Annotated in this window: 17 protein-coding genes and 1 other RNA gene; 4 read left to right on the plus strand and 14 right to left on the minus strand. The window is 66.2% G+C overall.

The annotated features are described in order from the left end of the window. Positions 1 to 94: 94 nt before the first annotated feature. The 3 genes from ACM9LZ_RS13360 to tpiA all read right to left on the minus strand — a co-directional run bounded on the left by ACM9LZ_RS13360 (position 95) and on the right by tpiA (position 3,173). Positions 95 to 1,723, minus strand: a complete 1,629-nt coding sequence (locus ACM9LZ_RS13360; RefSeq protein ID WP_416619972.1) for a CTP synthase — start codon at positions 1,721 to 1,723, stop codon at positions 95 to 97. 172 nt (positions 1,724 to 1,895) lie between these two features. Next, positions 1,896 to 2,222 carry a preprotein translocase subunit SecG gene (secG, locus tag ACM9LZ_RS13365; RefSeq protein ID WP_416619973.1) on the minus strand — a complete coding sequence of 109 codons (327 nt, stop codon included), beginning with the start codon at positions 2,220 to 2,222 and terminating at the stop codon, positions 1,896 to 1,898. Between the two features lie 195 nt (positions 2,223 to 2,417). Next, positions 2,418 to 3,173 carry a triose-phosphate isomerase gene (gene tpiA / locus ACM9LZ_RS13370; protein ID WP_416619974.1) on the minus strand — a complete coding sequence of 252 codons (756 nt, stop codon included), beginning with the start codon at positions 3,171 to 3,173 and terminating at the stop codon, positions 2,418 to 2,420. Positions 3,174 to 3,463: 290 nt separating this feature from the next. On the opposite strand from tpiA, the gene ACM9LZ_RS13375 reads away from it, so the two are divergent. Genes ACM9LZ_RS13375 through ACM9LZ_RS13385 form a run of 3 tightly spaced genes read left to right on the plus strand, consistent with a single transcriptional unit; the run spans position 3,464 to position 7,873 of the window. Beyond that, the gene (locus ACM9LZ_RS13375) at positions 3,464 to 5,356 is read left to right on the plus strand and encodes a peptidylprolyl isomerase (protein ID WP_416619975.1); all 1,893 of its coding nucleotides are present in this window, start codon (positions 3,464 to 3,466) and stop codon (positions 5,354 to 5,356) included. A 5-nt stretch (positions 5,357 to 5,361) separates the two neighbouring features. Continuing rightward, complete coding sequence (gene trpE / locus ACM9LZ_RS13380; protein WP_416619976.1) at positions 5,362 to 6,876, plus strand: anthranilate synthase component I; 1,515 nt, start codon at positions 5,362 to 5,364, stop codon at positions 6,874 to 6,876. 4 nt (positions 6,877 to 6,880) lie between these two features. Beyond that, the gene (locus tag ACM9LZ_RS13385; RefSeq protein ID WP_416619977.1) at positions 6,881 to 7,873 is read left to right on the plus strand and encodes a formyltransferase family protein; all 993 of its coding nucleotides are present in this window, start codon (positions 6,881 to 6,883) and stop codon (positions 7,871 to 7,873) included. 69 nt (positions 7,874 to 7,942) lie between these two features. Here ACM9LZ_RS13385 and ACM9LZ_RS13390 read toward each other — a convergent pair whose 3' ends face one another. The 5 genes from ACM9LZ_RS13390 to ACM9LZ_RS13410 form a co-directional block, all read right to left on the minus strand. After that, positions 7,943 to 8,785, minus strand: a complete 843-nt coding sequence (locus tag ACM9LZ_RS13390; protein ID WP_416619978.1) for a TIGR00282 family metallophosphoesterase — start codon at positions 8,783 to 8,785, stop codon at positions 7,943 to 7,945. Between the two features lie 63 nt (positions 8,786 to 8,848). Then, positions 8,849 to 9,469 carry a 5-formyltetrahydrofolate cyclo-ligase gene (locus ACM9LZ_RS13395; RefSeq protein ID WP_416619979.1) on the minus strand — a complete coding sequence of 207 codons (621 nt, stop codon included), beginning with the start codon at positions 9,467 to 9,469 and terminating at the stop codon, positions 8,849 to 8,851. 38 nt (positions 9,470 to 9,507) lie between these two features. Further along, a non-coding RNA gene (gene ssrS / locus ACM9LZ_RS13400) (6S RNA) lies at positions 9,508 to 9,665 on the minus strand. A 13-nt stretch (positions 9,666 to 9,678) separates the two neighbouring features. Beyond that, positions 9,679 to 10,017: a cell division protein ZapA gene (locus tag ACM9LZ_RS13405; protein ID WP_416619980.1), complete on the minus strand. Its 339-nt coding sequence runs from the start codon at positions 10,015 to 10,017 to the stop codon at positions 9,679 to 9,681. A gap of 3 nt (positions 10,018 to 10,020) precedes the next feature. Then, positions 10,021 to 10,275 carry a DUF4164 family protein gene (locus ACM9LZ_RS13410; RefSeq protein WP_416619981.1) on the minus strand — a complete coding sequence of 85 codons (255 nt, stop codon included), beginning with the start codon at positions 10,273 to 10,275 and terminating at the stop codon, positions 10,021 to 10,023. Between the two features lie 345 nt (positions 10,276 to 10,620). On the opposite strand from ACM9LZ_RS13410, the gene tkt reads away from it, so the two are divergent. Then, positions 10,621 to 12,609, plus strand: coding sequence for a transketolase (gene tkt, locus ACM9LZ_RS13415; protein WP_416619982.1), 1,989 nt, complete (start codon positions 10,621 to 10,623; stop codon positions 12,607 to 12,609). A 440-nt stretch (positions 12,610 to 13,049) separates the two neighbouring features. Here the strand turns inward: tkt and cysS are convergent, their stop codons facing one another. The 6 genes from cysS to ACM9LZ_RS13445 all read right to left on the minus strand — a co-directional run bounded on the left by cysS (position 13,050) and on the right by ACM9LZ_RS13445 (position 19,832). Then, positions 13,050 to 14,426, minus strand: a complete 1,377-nt coding sequence (gene cysS, locus ACM9LZ_RS13420; RefSeq protein ID WP_416619983.1) for a cysteine--tRNA ligase — start codon at positions 14,424 to 14,426, stop codon at positions 13,050 to 13,052. 150 nt (positions 14,427 to 14,576) lie between these two features. After that, on the minus strand, positions 14,577 to 15,935 hold the full coding sequence (locus tag ACM9LZ_RS13425) for a glutamate--tRNA ligase (protein ID WP_416619984.1): 1,359 nt from the start codon (positions 15,933 to 15,935) through the stop codon (positions 14,577 to 14,579). A 55-nt stretch (positions 15,936 to 15,990) separates the two neighbouring features. Then, positions 15,991 to 17,157, minus strand: a complete 1,167-nt coding sequence (locus ACM9LZ_RS13430; protein ID WP_416619985.1) for an adenylate/guanylate cyclase domain-containing protein — start codon at positions 17,155 to 17,157, stop codon at positions 15,991 to 15,993. A 114-nt stretch (positions 17,158 to 17,271) separates the two neighbouring features. Then, on the minus strand, positions 17,272 to 17,721 hold the full coding sequence (locus tag ACM9LZ_RS13435) for a DNA polymerase III subunit chi (RefSeq protein ID WP_416619986.1): 450 nt from the start codon (positions 17,719 to 17,721) through the stop codon (positions 17,272 to 17,274). A 21-nt stretch (positions 17,722 to 17,742) separates the two neighbouring features. Continuing rightward, positions 17,743 to 18,252 (minus strand): hypothetical protein, encoded by a 510-nt coding sequence (locus ACM9LZ_RS13440; protein WP_416619987.1) that lies wholly within the window; start codon positions 18,250 to 18,252, stop codon positions 17,743 to 17,745. A gap of 86 nt (positions 18,253 to 18,338) precedes the next feature. Then, positions 18,339 to 19,832: a leucyl aminopeptidase gene (locus tag ACM9LZ_RS13445; RefSeq protein WP_416619988.1), complete on the minus strand. Its 1,494-nt coding sequence runs from the start codon at positions 19,830 to 19,832 to the stop codon at positions 18,339 to 18,341. Between the last annotated feature and the right edge of the window lie 76 nt (positions 19,833 to 19,908).

The following is a 19,908-nucleotide window of genomic DNA, read 5'->3' on the forward strand; positions in this document are numbered from 1 at the left end:
CCCGGACAAGGCTGGTGTTATCGATGGAACAGCGGATTGCTGTCCCCCGAGCCAACTTGCGATGAGTTCACTCATCGCAAGTTGGTATCAGACTTCAAACCAGCCGGCTCTGCGCGATGGCAGCACCGATGAAGCTGGTGAACAGCGGATGCGGGTCGAAGGGCTTGGACTTCAGTTCCGGATGGAACTGCACACCCACGAACCAGGGATGCTCGGGCAGTTCCACGATCTCGGGCAGGATACCGTCGGGCGACAGGCCGGAGAATTTCAGGCCGACCTGCTCGAGCTTGTCCTTGAAATTGATGTTCACCTCGTAACGGTGGCGGTGACGCTCGACGATCTGCTCATCGCCATAGATGTCGGCAACGCGCGAGCCCGCCACCAGGTGGCAATTGTACGAGCCCAGACGCATCGTGCCGCCCAGATCGCCGCCCTCCTGGCGCTGGACCAATTCGTTGCCCTGCAACCATTCCGTCATCAGGCCGACAACGGCCGGATCAGGCTTGCCGAACTCCGTCGAACCGGCATGGTCCAGCCCGGCCAGATGCCGGGCGCTTTCGATCACGGCCATCTGCATGCCGAAGCAGATGCCGAAATAGGGGATCTTGTGCTCCCGCGCGAACTGCACGGCGCGGATCTTCCCCTCCGTTCCGCGTTCGCCGAAACCGCCCGGCACCAGGATACCGTGAACCCCTTCCAGACGCTCCAGGGCTTCGCCGGTCTCGAAAATCTCCGCATCGATCCAGTCCAGCCTGACCTTCACGTTGTTGGCGATGCCGCCATGGGTCAAGGCCTCGCCCAACGACTTGTAGGCGTCCAGCAGGCTCGTATATTTGCCGACTACGGCGATGGTGACCGCCCCTTCGGGGTTGCGCACGCGGCGCACGATCTCTTCCCAGCGGGACAGGTCGGGCGCCTTCTCGGTCGGCAGCCCGAAATATTTCAGCACCTCGGTGTCGAACCCCTGCTCATGGTAGGAGATCGGCACCTGATAGATCGTGTCCACATCCAGGGCGGCGATCACACGCTCCTTCTGGATGTTGCAGAACAGGGCGATCTTGCGCCGCTCATTGTCGGGAATGTCGCGGTCGGCGCGGCACAGCAGCATCTGCGGCTGGATGCCGACGGACAGCAGTTCCTTGACCGAATGCTGGGTCGGCTTGGTCTTCAACTCGCCGGCCGCCGGGATGTAGGGCACCAGGGTGACATGGCAGAACAGGACATTGTTCGTGCCACGCTCGTTGCCAAACTGGCGGATGGCCTCCAGGAAGGGGAGCGATTCGATGTCGCCGACCGTGCCGCCGACCTCGCACAGCACGAAATCCTCGCCGTCCAGGTCGGCCGCGATGAACTCCTTGATGGCGTCGGTGATGTGCGGAATGACCTGTACCGTGGCGCCCAGATAGTCGCCGCGGCGTTCCTTGGCCAGGACATTGGAATAGATGCGGCCGGTAGTGATGTTGTCCGACTTGGTGGCGTGGACGCCGGTGAAACGCTCGTAATGGCCGAGATCCAGGTCGGTTTCCGCTCCGTCATCGGTGACGAACACTTCCCCGTGCTGATAGGGGCTCATCGTGCCGGGATCGACATTCAGGTAGGGGTCCAGCTTGCGCAGGCGGACCTTGTAGCCACGCGCCTGCAGCAGCGCGCCCAGGGCAGCGGAAGCCAACCCCTTGCCCAGGGACGAAACCACACCACCGGTGATGAAGATGAAGCGCGTCATGGAACCCTAACCTTCGCCAAACATGCCAACGGGTTGGGCCCTTCCGGCCCAATCCTGCTATCGGATTTCACATCGGGGCACGGATGCCCATTCCACCATATTCATGCCCGAACGGAAAGAGGCGGCATGTCTGCCGCCTCTCGCCATATCAACCGGGCCTGACGCCAAGGCATTACTCGCCGACGGGGACCGTCGGTTCGGCCGGGGCGGCAGGGGTCGCGGGGGCCTCGCTGCCGGGGGCCGGCAGGTTGTCGAACAGGCTCTTGCCGCCGCCACCACCGCCGGCCAGGATGGCCAGGATCAGGCTGGTGCAGAAGAACAGGGCGGCCAGGATGGCCGTCGTGCGGGTCAGAAGATTGGCACTGCCACGGGCGGACATGAAGCCGCCCATCGTGCCGCCGCCGATGCCCAGGCCACCGCCCTCGGACTTCTGCACCAGCACCACACCGATCAGCGCAAGCGTGATCAGCAGATGCACGACCAGGACTATCTCTTGCATCCCAACAATCCCTGCAAACCGCGTCGAAAACGGCAACGGGAACCCGCACCGCCGAAAACCAACAAGCAGATGGCGCATCAAGCGCCCAAACGCAAGGCCGCCCGCTTCCCCTTATGCAGGGAAGGCGGCGGCGCCCGCGTCATCAATCTGTCGCGCTTCTTAACCGGTCCCGCCCCAGTTCGCCAGAGCGAAGTGTCAGGGGCAGGCCTGCGCGATGCCCCAAAAATCATCAGCCTTGAGGCTGGCACCACCGACCAGCGCGCCATCCACGTCCGCCACGGCCAGTATTTCGGCGGCATTGCCCGGCTTCACCGAACCGCCATAGAGGATGCGCACGGCGTCGGGCTGTTCCACCAAGCCCGAAAGACGGCCGCGGATCATGGCATGCATGGCAGCAATGTCGGCCAGCGTCGGGGTGCGTCCCGTGCCGATGGCCCATACGGGTTCATAGGCCACGACACAATTGCCGGCGGTCGCACCGGCGGGAATCGAGGTGGCAAGCTGCTCCGCCACTACAGTCTCCGCCCGGCCGGCGTCACGCTCGCCCTCCGTCTCGCCCACGCAGACAATGGCCGTCAACCCGGCCCGCAGGGCGGCGGCAGCCTTGGCCTGCACCTGGGCGCTGGTTTCCCCGTGATTGGTCCGGCGTTCCGAATGGCCGACGATGACATGGCTTGCCCCGACATCGGCCAGCATCTCCGCCGCCACATCGCCTGTATGGGCACCCTGGATTTCGGCATGGCAATCCTGACCGCCGACCGCGACAGCCGACCCGGCCACGCCATGGGCCACCGCAGCCACGATCGTGGCCGGGGGGCACAACACCAGATCGAATCGCGGGTCGGCCTTTGCGCCCACCCGGGTCGCCAGGTCGATGGCCAGGGCGGTGCCGTCGGCGCGCCGGCAATGCATCTTCCAGTTACCGGCGATCAGATAGCGGCGTGCGGTCATTTCGTTCCTCATCATCTTCTTGTCACATTCTTGTCGAAAGGCGCCGTTCCCGGCCGGGTTGCCCCCGGTCAGCCGGCCCTGATCGTTGCCGGCGCATTATGCGGGGATGCCACCGCTGTTCCAAACGCCAAGCGGCGCGCGGGCGCGCATGGCCGCGACATGGGCCTGTTCGGCCACCCGGGCTTGCCCCGGTCGGATCGGTTCCCTATGATGCCGCGCTTTCCGGGCATCTCCGGACGGCCCGCGCGCCCGTGCGCGGCCGATTATACGATGGAACACAAGCGTCCCCCATGCTCCAGATCATCCGCAGCACCGTCGGCTCCTGGGTCGTCAAGATCCTGTTCGTCCTCCTGATCATCAGCTTCGCCGTCTGGGGCATCGGCGATATCACGCAGGGCGTGCGGTCCGGCGTCGCCCAGGTCGGGGAACGCAACATCACCCCGCAGGAACTGGACAGCGCCTACCGCGCCGAACTCAGCCGCATGCGCCAGATGCTGGGGCCGGAGTTCACGGAGGAACAGGCCCGGCAGTTCGGCCTGCGCGAACGCGCGCTGGAACAGCTCATCCAGCGCGAATTGCTGGCACAGGCCGCGGATGACCTGGGTTTGCGCATCGCCGACGGTACGGTGATGGAAGAGGTATTGAAGGTTCCGGCCTTCAAGGACGCCTTTGGAAACTTCGATGTCGGCCTGATGCGCGCCCTGCTGTTGCAGAACGGCATGACCGAGCAGGGGTTCGTGGAGGATGTCCGGGGCGATCTGGCGCGCAGTGACCTGATCGGCGCCATCACCGGCGGCGCCACGGCGCCGCGCTCCCTGGCGGAAGCGCTGTTCCGTTACCGTTTCGAGGCCCGTACCTTCGAAGCGGTGACCATATCGAACACCGCCATGCCCGACGCCCCGGCCCCCGACCAGGCCACGCTGGAGGCGTTCCACAAGGACAAGGCGGTCCGCTACACCGCCCCCGAATACCGCACGGTGCAGGTGGCCCTGCTGGAAGCCGCGGCGCTGGCCGGCGAGGTGGAGGTCAGCGACGAGGATCTGGCCGAATATTACGACGCCCATGCCGGCGAATATGTGACGCCCGAGCGGCGCAGCCTGACCCAGGCCGTGTTCACCGACAAGGCCGCCGCCGACAAGGCTCTGGCGGACATCGCCGCCGGCCGCCCGATCGCGGATGTCGCCAGGGATGCCGGTACGGAAGCCGTCGCCCTGCCCGACATGCTGAAGACCGACCTGCCGGCCGAACTGGCCGATACGGCCTTCACGGCGGAACCCAACAAGCCGGCCGGCCCCGTGCAGAGTGACTTCGGCTTTCATGTGCTGGTCGTCACCAATATCCAGGCGGGCGGCGAACGCAGCCTGGATAGCGTGAAGGACGAAATCGCCGCCCATGTGCGCCAGGATCGCGCCATCGACAAGCTGTTCGAGGTATCGACCAGGCTGGAGGACCAGTTGGCCGGCGGCACCCCGCTGGAAGAGGCCGCGCAGGCCGTCGGCGCCCGTCTGGTGACGCTGGGCGGGATCGACAGCCGCGGCACCGACGCGGACGGCACCGAGCAGGGGGCTGCCCTGCCTGAACGGGAGAAGATCCTGGCATCCGCCTTCTCCCTGTCCGCCGGTCAGACCGGCAGCGTTGAAGAGGCGGGCACCGAGGCCTTCTTCGCCGTCCATGTGCAGTCCGTGACGCCGGCGGCGCTGCGACCGCTGGAAGAGGTGAAGTCCGTGGTGCTGGGTGACTGGCAGGCCGAGCAGAAGCAGGCCGCCGCACGCCAGAAGGCCGAGGAGGTGGCGGAAAAGATCAGGGCCGGCGCATCCGCGAAGGATGCCGCCGCCGGGATCACGGGGGCGATCGTCCAGAATGTCGACCCGCTGATGCGGGCAGGTGCGGCCAGCGCCATCGTTCCGGCGGCCGCCTTGGAGACCCTGTTCAAGGCCCCGATCGGCACGGTCACCACGGCCGAGCGTCCCGCAGCCCAGGTCGTTGCCAAGCTGACCGGCATCACGCCGGCCGACCCCGCCACGGTGCAGGCCGCGGCACAGATCGCGCAGCTTTCCAACATCACCCAGCAGTCGATGCAGGAGGAGCTGGCCCTGCAGTACCTGTCGGCATTGCGTACCCGCTATGGCGTCACGATCAACCAGACGCTGATCAACCAGCTTTACGGCAGCAGCCAGGAGTAACGGCCGTGCGCACCTTTCCGGATGAAAGCGCCTTTGCCCGCACCTATCAGTCGGGGGCGGCGCAGGTGCTGTGGACCCGGCTGGTCAGTGACCTGGACACACCCGTTTCCGCCATGATGAAGCTGGTGCGTGACCGTCCCAACGCCTTCCTGCTGGAATCGGTGACGGGCGGGTCGATACGCGGCCGCTATTCCATGATCGGGCTGAAGCCGGACCTGATCTGGCGCTGCCGCGGCACCGGGTCGGAGATCAACCGCCAGGCTGCCGTCGATCCGGCCCGCTTCACCCCGTGCGAAGGCAATCCGCTGAAGGTGCTGGCAGCGTTGCTGGAGGAGTCGCGCATCGACCTGCCGGCCGAACTGCCGCCCATGTCGGCGGGGCTGTTCGGCTATCTGGGCTATGACATGGTCCGGCTGATGGAGAAGCTGCCGGACAGCAACAACAACGATCTGGGCCTTGATGACAGCATCATGGTCCGTCCGACCGTGATGGCCATTTTCGACGGGATCGACAATGTCGTGACCGTGGTGACCCCCGTGCGCCCGCAGGAAGGCGTATCGGCGGAGGCGGCCCTGGCGGCAGCGAAGGCCCGGTTGGCGGAATCAGTGGCCGACCTGGAAGGCCCCGTACCGGCGGTACATGAGACGACATTGGATATCGCCGCCCTGCCCCCGCCCGCATCCAACATGGCCCGGCAGGAATATCATGGGGTGGTGGAGAAGGCGAAGGAGTATGTCCGGGCCGGCGACATCTTCCAGGTGGTGCCCAGCCAGCGTTTCTCCGTGCCCTTCAAACTGCCGCCGTTCGCCCTTTACCGGGCGTTGCGCCGGCTGAATCCCTCGCCTTTCCTGTTCTTCCTGGATTTCGGCGATCTGGCCGTCGTGGGCTCCAGCCCGGAAATCCTGGTGCGGCTGCGCGACGATACCGTGACCATCCGCCCCATCGCCGGCACCCGCAAGCGGGGCAAGACCGCGGCGGAGGATCAGGAACTGGCCGCCGACCTTCTGTCCGATCCCAAGGAACTGGCCGAGCATCTGATGCTGCTGGACCTGGGGCGCAACGATGTGGGCCGGGTGTCGCAGACGGGAACCGTTACGGTAACGGAAAAGTTCACTATCGAGTATTACTCCCACGTCATGCACATCGTTTCGAACGTGGAAGGAAAGCTGGACCCGAAGTTCACACCGATCGAGGCCCTGGTTGCCGGTTTTCCCGCCGGCACCGTATCGGGTGCGCCCAAGGTGCGGGCCATGGAGATCATCGACGAGTTGGAGAAGACCCGACGCGGCATCTATGGCGGCTGCATCGGCTATTTCGCGGCCAACGGCACCATGGATACCTGCATCGCCCTGCGCACGGCCGTGCTGAAGGATGGGGTGATGCATGTGCAGTCCGGCGGGGGGGTCGTGGCCGACAGCGAGCCGGAAGCCGAGTATCAGGAGACCGTGAACAAGGCGATGGCCCTGTTCAAGGCGGCAGAGGAAGCTGTGCGCTATGCGCAGGAGCGGGGAGGAGCCTGACCCCGTGGCCCCTCCCCTTGCGGCGGCCGATATTCTGTCGATCCGGCCCGACCGGCTGGTTCTGGCCACCTCGGCTGTCCTGGCGCCGGTTCTGGCCCCGCTCTTACCGGCGGCGGAGATCGCCACCAGCCCCAGCGGGGTCGACCATCTGCTGACCGCGGACAAGACCGTCTCCGTGCGCCTGGTCTGCATTGGTTTCGGGCATGTCCTGTCCTTATCGACGCTGGGCCGTTGCGGGGCCGGGGCCATCAATCTGCATCCGGCCCCGCCCGACTATCCCGGATCAGCCGTCAACCACCTCGCCCTCTATGAGGGGGCGACCCGCTTCGGCGTGACCGCCCATCTGATGGAGCCGGCCGTCGATTCCGGCCCCATCCTGGCGGTGGACCGTTTCGACATTCCGCCCGGCATCGGCCATCGCGGATTGGACGAGTTGACCTGGCCCGCACTGCTGCGACTGCTGCACCGGCTGTCCCCCTGCCTGCGCGGGCTCGCCCCCTGGCCGGACAGGCCGTCGGGGGAACATTGGCGAGGACCGGCCAGCCGGCGGGCCCGGGTGATGGATCTGACGCGGATCGGCCAGGACCTGACCCCGGCGGAGGCGGCGCGCCGGCACCGTGCGTTCCGCGACGGCCCCGACAGCGCCTTACTTTTCGAGCGCAACGGCACCTGGCAGCCCTATCAGCCCAGCGGGCGTATCAAAGGCTGGGTCGATGGCATTATCGGGGATACGGTGCGCGGCTGGGCATATGATCCGACGGAACCTGCCCACCGCACCCGCATCCGGGTGGAAGCCGACGGATACCCCGTGGCCGACCTGATCGCGGACGGGCAGCGGCGGGACGTGGCGGATGCGGGCCATGGCGATGGGAATTGCGGCTTCATCCTGCCCCTTGCGCAACTGTCCGCAACGGCACGGCAGCTGGAAATCCTGTTGCCCGACGACGAATGGCGCCGCCTGCCCGGCGGCCCCCTGCTGCTGCCGAATACCGGTTAATGAGAGGCATGGAGAATGCCCCTTCGTATCCGCGCCAACGGGTGCGGCGGCGCGCGCCTCCGCGAAGGGTCAGGCCTCCGGCAGGCTCTGCCCCAGCCGGCCGCCGATGCGCACCGGTTCGGCTCGTCTGGCCAGACCCGTCCGGTCATCGGTTTCAACGAACAGGCCGCAGACCGTGACCGTGGCATCGTTCTCCCCCGGTGAATAACGCTCACCGGGCACCTTGCGCAGCATCTTGTAGATGGCAGCATCCTTCTTCATGCCGATCACGGTATCGTAATCGCCGCACATGCCCGCATCGGTCTGATAGGCCGTGCCCCCGTTCAGGATCTGCAGGTCGGCCGTGGGCACATGGCAATGGGTGCCCACAACCAGGCTGACACGACCATCCAGCACATGGCCCATGATCATCTTCTCGCTGCTGGCCTCCGCATGCATGTCCATGATGATGGCATCCACGCCCGCCGGCCCCATGCGGGCCCCACCCAGGCGATGGATGTTCAACACCTTTTCGACGGGCGGGAACGGGTCGTCCAGCGGGTCCATGAAGACGCGGCCCATGGCATTGATCACCATCACCTTGTGCCGCCCGTTCTTGGCGGGCAGGATGGTATGGCCGCGGCCCGGCGTGCCGTCGGGATAGTTGATGGGCCGGACAAGCTGGGGAATCCGGTCGATCTGCGACAGCAATTCCTTCTGGTCCCAGGCGTGGTTGCCCAGCGTCACGCAATCCACGCCGGCCGCGAACAGTTCCTGGGCGATCTTTTCGGTGATGCCGAAGCCACCGGCCGCATTCTCCCCGTTCACCGTGATGAAATCGGGTTTCAGCTTCGCCTTCAGTTGCGGCAGATGGCGCAGCACGCCTTCCCGGCCACTGCGGCCGACAATGTCACCCAGAAACAACAAACGCATATGTGATCCCCAAAGCGCGGGCCGGGTTGCCGCCAGGCCCATGAATATCCGGATGACAAGCCGTCAGGCCGGGCGGTTGACGCCCACCTCGGTCACGATCCAGTCCAGCCGCTGATCGTAAGCGTCAACCGGCAGGCTTTCCAGCTTTTGTCCGGCATAGGCGATGCCCACGGCAACCGTCGGCGCCTCGGCCCGCAGCACTTCCAGCGTCCGGTCATAGAAACCGCCGCCATAGCCCAGGCGATAGCCGCGATCGTCAAAAGCCAGCATGGGGACCAGCACGATGTCGGGCTGTGCCACCGGCGCCTCTGACATGGGTTCCATGACGCGGAAGGCGCCGGGCACCAGCGGATGTCCCGGCCGCCACAAACGGAAGATCAACGGCCAGGCACGCCCGGTGACAACGGGCAGGGCCGTGGCATGACCGGCTGCACCCAGGGCCGACAGGGCTGGCCCCACATCCACCTCGTCCCCCTTCGGCCAATAGCCGGCGATGACCAGCGGATGGCCGTGCGGGGCGATGGCGGGCAGCAGGGACAGCAGATGGGTGGTGATGGCAGGCGCCGCCGCGGGGCCGATCCGTTCGTGGCATTGCGCACGCGCCGCACGCGCCGTGATCCGGGCGGCCTGCTTGGCCTGCGCCATGGCGTCGGGCGCCACGGGACCGGCATCCCTGTCGGACATGGGTCGACCCTGCTGCGGTTCAGGGGAAAAGCGGGCGGAAGATGGCCGCCTTGGCCGTTGGTGTTGCTATCCCTCGTGACCTGCACAAGCAGGTGGGAGCCATATACCGGCACCACGGCACCGGCAGGGACAGCCCCCTCGAGGAATGATTATCGGCCCCGGGGATAAAGCGACCTGACGCACCAGGCAGCCAGCTTCCAGACACTTATTTAGGCGCGTTCAAGCCGCGCTGCAATGTCTTCGATGCGCTTTGCCAATGTATCGACAGCCGTCGCCATCTTTGTCTCATCAGCTGCGGCAGGGGCGGCCGGGGCCGGCACATGGCCGCCACGCAGCGCCTTGACCTGGGCGCGCGTCTCCATCAACTCGTCCGCCAGCACGATGCAGGTGGCGATAAGGTTCTGCACCTCGTGGCCCGCGGCCCCGCCCGTCAGTTCCTGCATGCGGGCGTCGACATAGGCGGCCAGTTCCAGCAGGCGCTGTTCCTGGCCTTCCTCGCAGTTCAGCGAATGGCTGCGGCCATTCAGGGTGAAATCCACGCGACGCATCAATCAACCTTCCTCAAGAACGCCCTGAAGGCGCGAAATGGCCGCGTCCAGACGGACCTTCATGACACGGGCCTGTTCCTGTGCCTGACGTTCGCCATGGCGGGCCGCGGCCAGTTCAGCCTCCAGCCGCATCCTTTCCGCCATCCAGTCCTGCCCCCCTGCCGAGGCGTCCAGCTTCTCCAGCCGGCGTGTCAAGGCACGGTCCAACAGGCTGATGGCCGTATCCAGACGCTCCAAGGCGGCGGTCAGACTGTCCAAGGTAAGGGCTCTTCGGTGGGCGGATGAACGGGCCGTCGGCACCGTTGCCGGCACGAGACGACAGACAGTAGGGTCCCCCCTCCCCCGCCGTCAATATTCGCACCGCAAAAACAGCCAGGAATCGGTGCGGGTCCGATGCGCCGCCGCCGGGTGCCCGCCATGCGGGCCTGTCGCTTGACCCCCCCGCCGGATTTGGCCAATTTGCGGCCACCATCACGGGGGGGACCGGCGCCGGACCGGGGCGACCGGCCTTTTCCGCATGGGACCCAAGGTGCAGCGCTTCTACGAGCAATGTCCGGCCGCAAAGCCCAAGGCCGGCGCCCCGCATGAAAGGCCCTTCGCGCAATGTCGTCCGATCTGACCGCTGGCGTCTCCCACGCCGATCTCGCCAACGCCATCCGTGCCTTGTCCATGGACGCGGTGGAAGCCGCCAAGTCCGGGCATCCCGGCATGCCGATGGGCATGGCCGACGTCGCGACCGTGCTGTTCACGCAGTTCCTGAAGTTCGATCCCAAGCGTCCCGACTGGGCCGACCGCGACCGGTTCATCCTGTCGGCCGGCCATGGTTCCATGCTGCAGTACAGCCTGATGTACCTGACCGGATACGAGGACATCACGCTGGACGAGATCAAGCGCTTCCGCCAGATGGGTGCCCGCACCGCCGGCCACCCCGAATATGGCATGGCGCGCGGGATCGAGATGACGACCGGCCCCCTGGGCCAGGGCATCTCCACCGCCGTCGGCTTCGCCATGGCAGAGCGTATCCTGAATGCCCGCTTCGGCGATGATCTGGTCGATCACAATACCTATGTCATCGCCTCCGACGGCGACCTGCAGGAAGGCATCAGCCACGAGGCCTGCTCGCTTGCCGGCCATCTGGGCCTGTCCAAGCTGATCGTGCTGTGGGACGACAACAAGATCAGCATCGACGGATCGACCGACCTGTCCTTCACCGAGGATGTGCAGGCCCGCTTCCGTGCCTATAACTGGGATGTCAGCGCCGTGGACGGGCATGACCCCGTCGCCGTGGCCAAGGCCATCGAGGCCGCAAGGACAACCGACAAGCCGTCGCTGATCGCCTGCCGCACCACGATCGGCTATGGCGCCCCCACCAAGGCCAACACCGCCGGCAGCCATGGCAGCCCCCTGGGCGCCGCCGAGATCGAGGGCACGCGCAAGGCGCTCAACTGGCCCTATCCCGCCTTCGAGGTGCCGGACGCCATCCTGAATGCCTGGCGCGCCTATGGCGACCGCGGCCATCCCACGGTCGATGCCTGGGTGAAGCGTCTGGCCCGATCCGAGAACCGACTGGCCTTCAAGGCCGCCATCGCCGGTGACCTCTCGGCCGAGGCGCGCGCCGCCCTGCATGCCCACAAGAAGGCCGTATCGGAGACCAGGCCGAAGATCGCAACCCGCCAGTCGTCGGGCAATACGCTGGATGTCATCGTCCCGCTGGTACCAGAAATGATGGGCGGCTCCGCCGACCTGACCGGGTCCAACAATACCCGCGTCAAGGTCGTGGCCAAGGCCGTGCAGAAGAATGACTGGGCCGGCCGCTATGTCCATTACGGCGTGCGCGAGCATGGCATGGCCGCCATCATGAACGGCATGGCCCTGCATGGCGGCGTCATCCCCTATTCGGGCACCTTCCTGGCCTTTTCCGACTATAACCGCCCGGCCATCCGCCTGGGGGCGCTGATGAAGCAGCGGGTCATCCATGTCATGACCCATGACAGCATCGGCCTGGGCGAGGATGGTCCGACCCACCAGCCCGTGGAACATGTCCCGGCGCTGCGCTGCATCCCCAACCTGCTGGTTCTGCGCCCGGCCGACGCCGTGGAAGCGGCAGAGGCCTGGGAAATCGCACTGGATGCCAAGACGCGGCCCAGCGTCCTGGCGCTGACCCGCCAGAACCTGGCCACCCTGCGCATCGACCATACGGACGAGAACCTGTCCGCCAGGGGCGCCTATGTCCTGCGCGAGGCGTCCGGCCCCCGCAAGGTGACGCTGCTGGCCACCGGTTCGGAAGTGGAGATCGCCAACGAGGCGCGGGAGAAGCTGGAAGCCGACGGCATTCCGACGGCGCTGGTTTCCATGCCGTCCTGGGAACTGTTCGCCGAACAGCCCGAGGCCTATCAGAAGGCCGTGCTGGGCGACGGCTTGCGCATCGGAGTGGAAGCCATGGTCCGCTTCGGCTGGGACCGCTGGCTGGGCGAAAAGGGCGTATTCATCGGCATGCCTGGCTTCGGCGAAAGCGCGCCCTATCAGGAACTGTACAAGCATTTCGGCATCACGGCCGAGGCCATCGTGAAGGCGGCGAAGGAACGAGTGTAATATCAGGGGTCATGCGCCATGACCCTTGAAGGCCAGTGACGGCCGGCGCGCGGGTACGTGCCCGCGTGAGCCAAAACCGCCGGATGGCGGCGCCCGGCGCGTGAGAGACCAGGCACATACGATGGGTCATGGCGCATGACCCATCGTATCAGCTCTGCTCTTCCATCTGGAACGAATGTAACGCGGACGGCGCCAGGGTATACCCTGGCGCCGTTTTTCCCCTGGCGCCGTTTTTCGTTGTGCGCCCAGCATGGCGCGTTCTTGCGGGTGAAGGTCGCACCGTTAGACCAGCTTGCGATGAGTAGAACTCATCGCAAGCTGGGATAAGCGCTCCCTTCGGGCACTATGGGCAACTGGATTCCTATTGTGCATCAATGGGGCGCCATGTCCTGTACGAAACGATATGGCGACCTTCCTGGCGTAATGAACGCCCCCGCCCGTCACCCCCGCTTCCAGGTCGTGCCCTTCGGCCCGTCTTCCAGGATCACCCCCTGGGCGGCCAGGTCGTTGCGGATGCGGTCGGCTTCGGTGAAGTTCCTGGCCTTGCGAGCGGCCAGTCGGTCGGCGATGGCCTGTTCGATGGCGGCGGCGTCCAGCCCCCCGGCGGCACCGGCGGGTTGCCAGCGGAACCAGGCCTCGGGCTGCTGCTGCAGGAAGCCCATCAGGCCGGCGGCGGCCTTCAGGGACGCGGCGGCGGCGGTGCGGGCGGCATCATCAGCGGCCTTGTGATAGGCGTTGGCCAGTTCATGCAGGACGCTGATGGCCAGTGGCGTGTTCAAATCGTCGGTCAGGGCCGCCAGCAGGTCGGCCGGCACCCGCACCGCCGGCACGGCCCCGGCCGCGCGCAGCACGCCATACCAGCGGTCCAGCGTGGCACGGGCCTGCGCCACCTTGTCCTTGCTGAAATCCAGCGGCTGGCGGTAATGGGCCGACAGGATGGCCAGACGCAGCGCCTCGCCCGGCGCTTCGTCCAGCAGCTCGCGCACCGTGTAGAAATTCCCCAGCGATTTCGACATCTTGTCGCCGGCGATGGTCAGGAAGCCGGAATGCATCCAGACATTTGCCATCACGGCCGTGCCATGGGCGCAGCGGCTCTGCGCGATCTCGTTCTCATGGTGCGGGAAGATCAGGTCCAGGCCGCCGCCATGGATGTCGAACACCTGCCCCAGATGCGCCGCCGTCATGGCAGAGCATTCGATATGCCAGCCGGGGCGGCCCGTGCCCCAGGGGCTATCCCAGCCGGGCTCGCCGGGCTTGGCCGGCTTCCACAGCACGAAATCAGCGGGCGACTGCTTGTAGGGGGCAACCTCCACCCGCGCGCCGGCAATCAGTTCATCCTGGCTGCGGCGGGACAACTGGCCGTAATCCGCCATGGCCGGCACATTGAACAGCACATGCCCCTGTGCGGCATAGGCATAGCCCTTGTCGATCAGCGTGCCGATCATCGCCACCATGTCGCCGATATGGCGCGTGGCCCGCGGTTCGATATCGGGGCGCAGCAGGCCCAGATCATCCATGTCCGCATGGAACTGCGCCGTGGTACGGGAGGTGACGCTGTCGATCGGCTCCCCGGACTGGTGCGACCGCTCGATGATCTTGTCATCCACATCGGTGATGTTGCGGGCATAGGTGACGCGCGGATACAGATGCTTCAGCAGGCGGGCCAGCAGGTCGAAGGCGCTGAAGGTACGGGCATTGCCGATATGGGCATAATCATAGACCGTGGGCCCGCAGACATAGAGCTTCACATGATCCGGGTCGATCGGCGCAAAGGGTTCCTTGGCGCGCAGAAGCGTATTGTAGAACGACAGGGTCATGGAAGCAGGCTTTCCGGGTGCTTTGATGCGTCAGACGACGATAATATCAGGCGCGGCGGGGAAGAACGACGGCTTGCTGGCGACATCGCCCATCCAGACGACCCCGCCAGACACGGATGACATCCCCGTGGAGCGGGGGCCGCCCCCGCATCACGCCACCTCGCCCGCAAGCCGGGCCAGGACGCGGTCGCGGCCGATCAGGGGCAGCAGGGTCTTCAATTCCGGCCCATGGTCGCGGGCGGTCAGCGCACGGCGCAGCGGCAGGAACAGGGCCTTGCCCTTCGCCCCCGTGGCCGCCGAGACGGCCTTGGTCCACACGCCCCAGGTCGTCTCGTCCCACGGCGTGGCGGGCAACAACGCCGCGGCCCCAGCCAGGAAGGCGGCATCATCGACCAGCGGCGTGACGGGTTCGCGCGTCACCGCCCACCATTCGCGGGCGTCGGACAGGCGTGACAGGTTGGGACGGACGGCCAGCCAGAACGCCTCCTCCACCCCCGCCATTCCCATGGCGGCCAGGCGATCGGCCACGGCATCGAAGGGGGCGGCGTGCAGCACCTGGGCGTTGAGGCGCATCAGTTCGTCGGCATCGAATTTCGGTGTGCCGCGCCCGAATTTCCCGAAATCGAACCCTGCCGCCAGTTCCCCCAGGGATGCGGCGGCGGCAATGGGATCGGCCGTGCCCAGCCGCGCCAGATAGGCGTTGAGCGCCATGGCCTCCACCCCCTCTTCCTCCCGCAGGGAACGGACGGAAAGCGAGCCCAGCCGTTTGGAAAGCCCCTCCCCCTCCGATCCGGCGATCAGGGGCAGATGGGCAAAGGCGGGCACCGCACCCTGCCCCTCGATCCCCATCAGGGCCTGGAAAAGCTGCACCTGCACGGCCGTGTTGGTGACATGGTCCTCCCCCCGCACGACATGGGTGATGGCGAAATCCAGATCATCGACAACCGAGGTCAGCGTATAGAGCGGCCGCCCATCCTCGCGGATCAGCACGGGGTCGGACAGGTCCGCGCCGCGGAAATGCTTGGGCCCCTGCACCAGATCGTCCCAGGCGATATCGGCGTGCGCCAGCTTGAAGCGCCAATGCGGGCGGCGGCCCGCCGCCTCCAGCCGGGCACGGTCCGCATCACCCAGTGCCAATGCGGCCCGGTCATAGATGGGTGGCCGGTGCCGGGCCAGCAGCGCCTTGCGCTTCAGGGCCAGTTCCTCCGGCGTCTCGTAGCAGGGATAGAGCCGGCCGGCCGCCTTCAACGCCGCCGCCGCCGCCGCATAGCGCGCATAACGGTCGGACTCCCGGGCCTGGCGGTCCCAGGTAAGGCCCAGCCAGACCAGATCCTCCGCGATGGCGTCCGCGAAGGCCTGGGTGGACCGCTCCTCGTCCGTGTCATCCAGACGGAACATGAAGCTGCCACCATGCCGGGCCGCGAACAGCCAGTTCACGATGGCCGTGCGGATATTGCCGATATGGAGGTGCCCCGTAGGGCTGGGCGCGAAACGGACGGCGATGGTCATGGGCGGGATCGGACGCAACGGTATGAAAGGCGGGCCAGCGATAGCATGACGGAAGTCAACAGGGCACGAAAATCTCTTCCGGCTGATCCAGGCCGCGGACAGGATGCACCCCCAGCGAGCGCATGGGCCGGCCCGAACAGCCCGCGAACGCCGTGGACACTACGAAATGGCTGTCCAGGGCCTTGGCCACGTCCAGCAGGCGGCTGGCCAGGTTGACCGCGGGACCCACGACCGTGAAGTCCAGCCGGCGCCGGCCGCCGATATTGCCGAAGGCCACATGGCCCAGATGCAGCGACAACCCGTAATCGATGGGAAGCTGCCCCGGCGGGCAGCGCATGTTCCAGTCAGACACGGCAAGATGCAGGGTGGCCGCGGCCGCCAGCGCATGGCCGCACGCCTCCCGCGGGTTCAGCATGTCGGCCGGGAAGATGGCCAGCATGCCATCCCCCATGAATTTCAACACTTCACCGCCATGCGCCTCCACCGCGTCTACGGCCAGGTCGAACCAGTGGTTCAGCCGTTCCACCACCGCCGAGGACAGGTTGTCGGCCGTGAAGCGCGTGAAATTGCGCAGGTCGCAGAACAGGATCGCCGCGAAGATGCTGTCGGCATCGCCGCGGGAAATCTGACCGGCATAGACCCGGTCGCCCGCCCCCTGCCCCAGATAGGTGGCCAGCAGGTCGCGGGCCAGATTGCGGATCACACGTGCTTCCAGGATGGGGGAGACGAGTGCCACGACATGCCCCAGGTCGCGGATATCCTCTTCGTTGAACGGCCGCAGGCGCGCCGCGAACGACATGGCGGCGGAACGGTGCCGGTCCTGCACCTGGATGGGGACGATGTAATAATCGAGGTAACCTTCACGCCGCAGCCGTGCCAGAAGCGGCATGTCCGCATCCTGCCGCAGCAGATCGACGCGGAACGGCTGGCCCGTGTCATCGACCCGGCGCACAGGGCTTTGCAGATATTCCCCCATGTCGGTGTCCACCCGGTTCAACCGGTGGAAACCCGTCGTCTGGCCATGCAGCCAGACCCGCCCTTCCCCCACCACTTCCGGATGCAGCAATTCCAGGTTCAGGGAAACACGGCCGATCGGGATGCCGGCCCGCTCCACCCGGTCCACCAACTGCGTGAACAGCAGGTCGATATCGTAAAGCGTGTTGCCTTCCAGCAGCAGCCAGTCGGCAATCGAACGGACGCGGTCTGACAGGACGGACGGCAAGGGGCGGACACTCCGGCAACGGACAGGCTTTAGAGTGGGGTGCGGCGGGACGACGCGCAAGAGCCTGATTTGCCGGGGAGGGTATCGATATCGTCAAGCGGTGGCGCCGTGCGTTCACGCCTTCTTTTCCCAGCCTCCGCGCTCCGACTGCTGCCAGTATGTCAGGTCGTGCCCATCGGCCTTGGCCTGGCGCCAGCGGTCCCGCGCCGCGGCGACCGCATCGGGATCGTTGCCGTCGAACAGGTCGCAGACCAGGTCATATTCCTGCTTGGCCATGCTGTCCGCGCCATCGGTCAGGAACAGCACATTCGCCCCGTTGGGCCGGCTGTCGACGGCCTGGACCAATATGGGCTGATGTTCGGGATGGCCATCGGCCGGGGTGCCATGCGGCAGGAAACTGTCCGGCCGAAAGGTCCAGAGATGCTGGCTCAGCGCCTGCGCGCGCTCGTCGCTGTCCGTGCGGACAAGCACGCGCCAGCCCCGCTCCAGCGACTTTTCCAGAAGACCGGGCAGCACCTGCTCCAACGTGCGCCGGGTCAGGTGGTAGAAGCGCAGTTCAGTCATCCTCACCCCCGGCGCCGCAAATCAGCGCAGCGGGAAGGGAGAGAAATTCAGTTCCTGCGCCAGTTCCAGCAGATGGTCGACCGTGCCGGTGCGCGTCGTCAGCATGATGATGCCATCGGCCCCCACGGGGATCTGAATCTGGTAAAGGGGAACCTTGGCCTCCGGAAAGCGCGTGATGATGGCCCTGTAGCCGTTCACCACCTCCACCGTGCCATTGGGCGGCAGGGTGGCCGGCACCTTGATGGACCCGGACACAGCCTTGAACAGGGTCGGGCTGCGCGCCGCACCCACCACGACCTCCACGGGTCCACGCTTGTAGCTGGCCTCCGCGGTCGCGGCCGAATACATGGGCAATGCGCCCTTGGCCGGCCTGATCTCGCTCATCTGCCAGCCGTCGGGCTCGTCGGGCAGAACATTGCTCATGGAACTGTTGGGCGCCCGCGTCTGCGCATGGGCCGCCGGCGAAGCGGCCATACCCAGCACCGGGGCTGTCAGCAGGGCCAGGACGAGGGCGATCGACAAACGACGCATGGGGGCCGACTCCGTATCATTCTTCATGCATGAAATAGGGCGGCCGGGGATGTTTGTCATCCCCGGCCGCCCCTAATCGGGGGATTTTACCCCTCGTAATGGGTGGCGACCAGCTTATCCAGCAGGCGCACGCCGAAGGCCGTGGCCCCCTTCGGCACCATCCCCTTGTCGGCGCGGGACCAGGCCGTGCCGGCAATGTCCAGATGCGCCCAGGGGACCTTGTTCACGAAGCGCTGCAGGAACTGCGCCCCGATGATGGAACCGGCATTCATGGGGCGGCCGATATTCTTCATATCGGCCACATCGCTGTCGATATCCTTGTCATAGGCGGGCGACAGGGGCAGACGCCACAGCTTCTCACCCGTGGCCAGACCAGCTTCCACCAGCTTGGCCGACAGCGCGTCATCGTTGGAGAACAGGCCCGCATGCTCGTTGCCCAGGCTGACGATGACGGCACCGGTCAGGGTGGCCAGATCGACCATGAACTGGGGCTTGAACTGGTCTTGCGTGTACCAGAGGGCATCGGCCAGCACCAGCCGGCCCTCGGCGTCGGTGTTCAACACCTCGATCGTCTGGCCCGACATGGTGGAAACGACATCGCCGGGGCGCTGGGCATTGCCATCCGGCATGTTCTCGGCCAGGGCCACGACGCCCACGGCGTTGACCTTGGCCTTGCGGCCGGCCAGCACGGCCATCAGGCCGATGACGGTGCCGGAACCGCCCATATCCCACTTCATGTCATCCATATTGGCAGCGGGCTTGATGGAGATGCCGCCCGTGTCGAAGGTGATGCCCTTGCCCACGAAGGCGACGGGCGCGGCATCCTTGGCCCCGCCATTCCATGTCATCACCACCAGTCGCGGCGGCTTGACCGAGCCCTGGCCCACGCCCAGAAGCGCGCCCATGCCCAGCTTTTTCATCTTCTTCTCGTCCAGGACCTCGACCTCAAGGCCCAGCTTGGACAATTCCACGCAGCGGTCGGCCAGCGTCTCCGGATAGATGGTGTTGGGCGGCTCGGACACGACGTCGCGCGTCACGAAGATACCCTCGGCCACCTTCTCCAGCTTTTCCCACACCTTCTTGGCGGCCTTGGCCGCGCCGGTCTGCACGGTCAGCTTCTTGACCGACGGCTTCTTGTCGTCGGTCAGCGTCGTGCGGTACTTGTCGAAGCGGTAGGAACGCAGGACAGCACCGAAGGCCAGTTCGGCCGCCATCTCGCCGGCATCGCCGGCCAGACCATCATGGCTGTCCAGCACCACGGCCAGATCGGCCTCCCCGGCATTCTGCACGGCGGCATAGGATGCAGCACCGGCGCCGTTGGCGGTATTGGCGCCGAACTCGCCCGCGGCACCGATTCCCACCAGCAGCAGGCGCGCCACATCCAGACCCGGCGGGGCTACCAGATTCAGCACCTCCTCCGCCTTGCCGCTGAAGCGGCCCTGCGCCATGGCGCGGGTCAGGAAGCCACCGGACTTCTGGTCAATCTCCCCGCCCAGGGCACCCAGGGCGCGGTCGGCGGCAACGGTGACAGCCAGGATGCCCGATTTGGGCAGGCCGGGCGAGGCGAAGGCGATCTTCATTCCGGGTCTCTCTTTTTGTGCATCCGGCACCCGGTGGGCGCCGGCGGTTGTGTGCATGGCAGGGAGTCGATAAAGA

This window comes from Niveispirillum fermenti, assembly GCF_048066175.1.
Lineage (GTDB): Bacteria > Pseudomonadota > Alphaproteobacteria > Azospirillales > Azospirillaceae > Niveispirillum > Niveispirillum fermenti.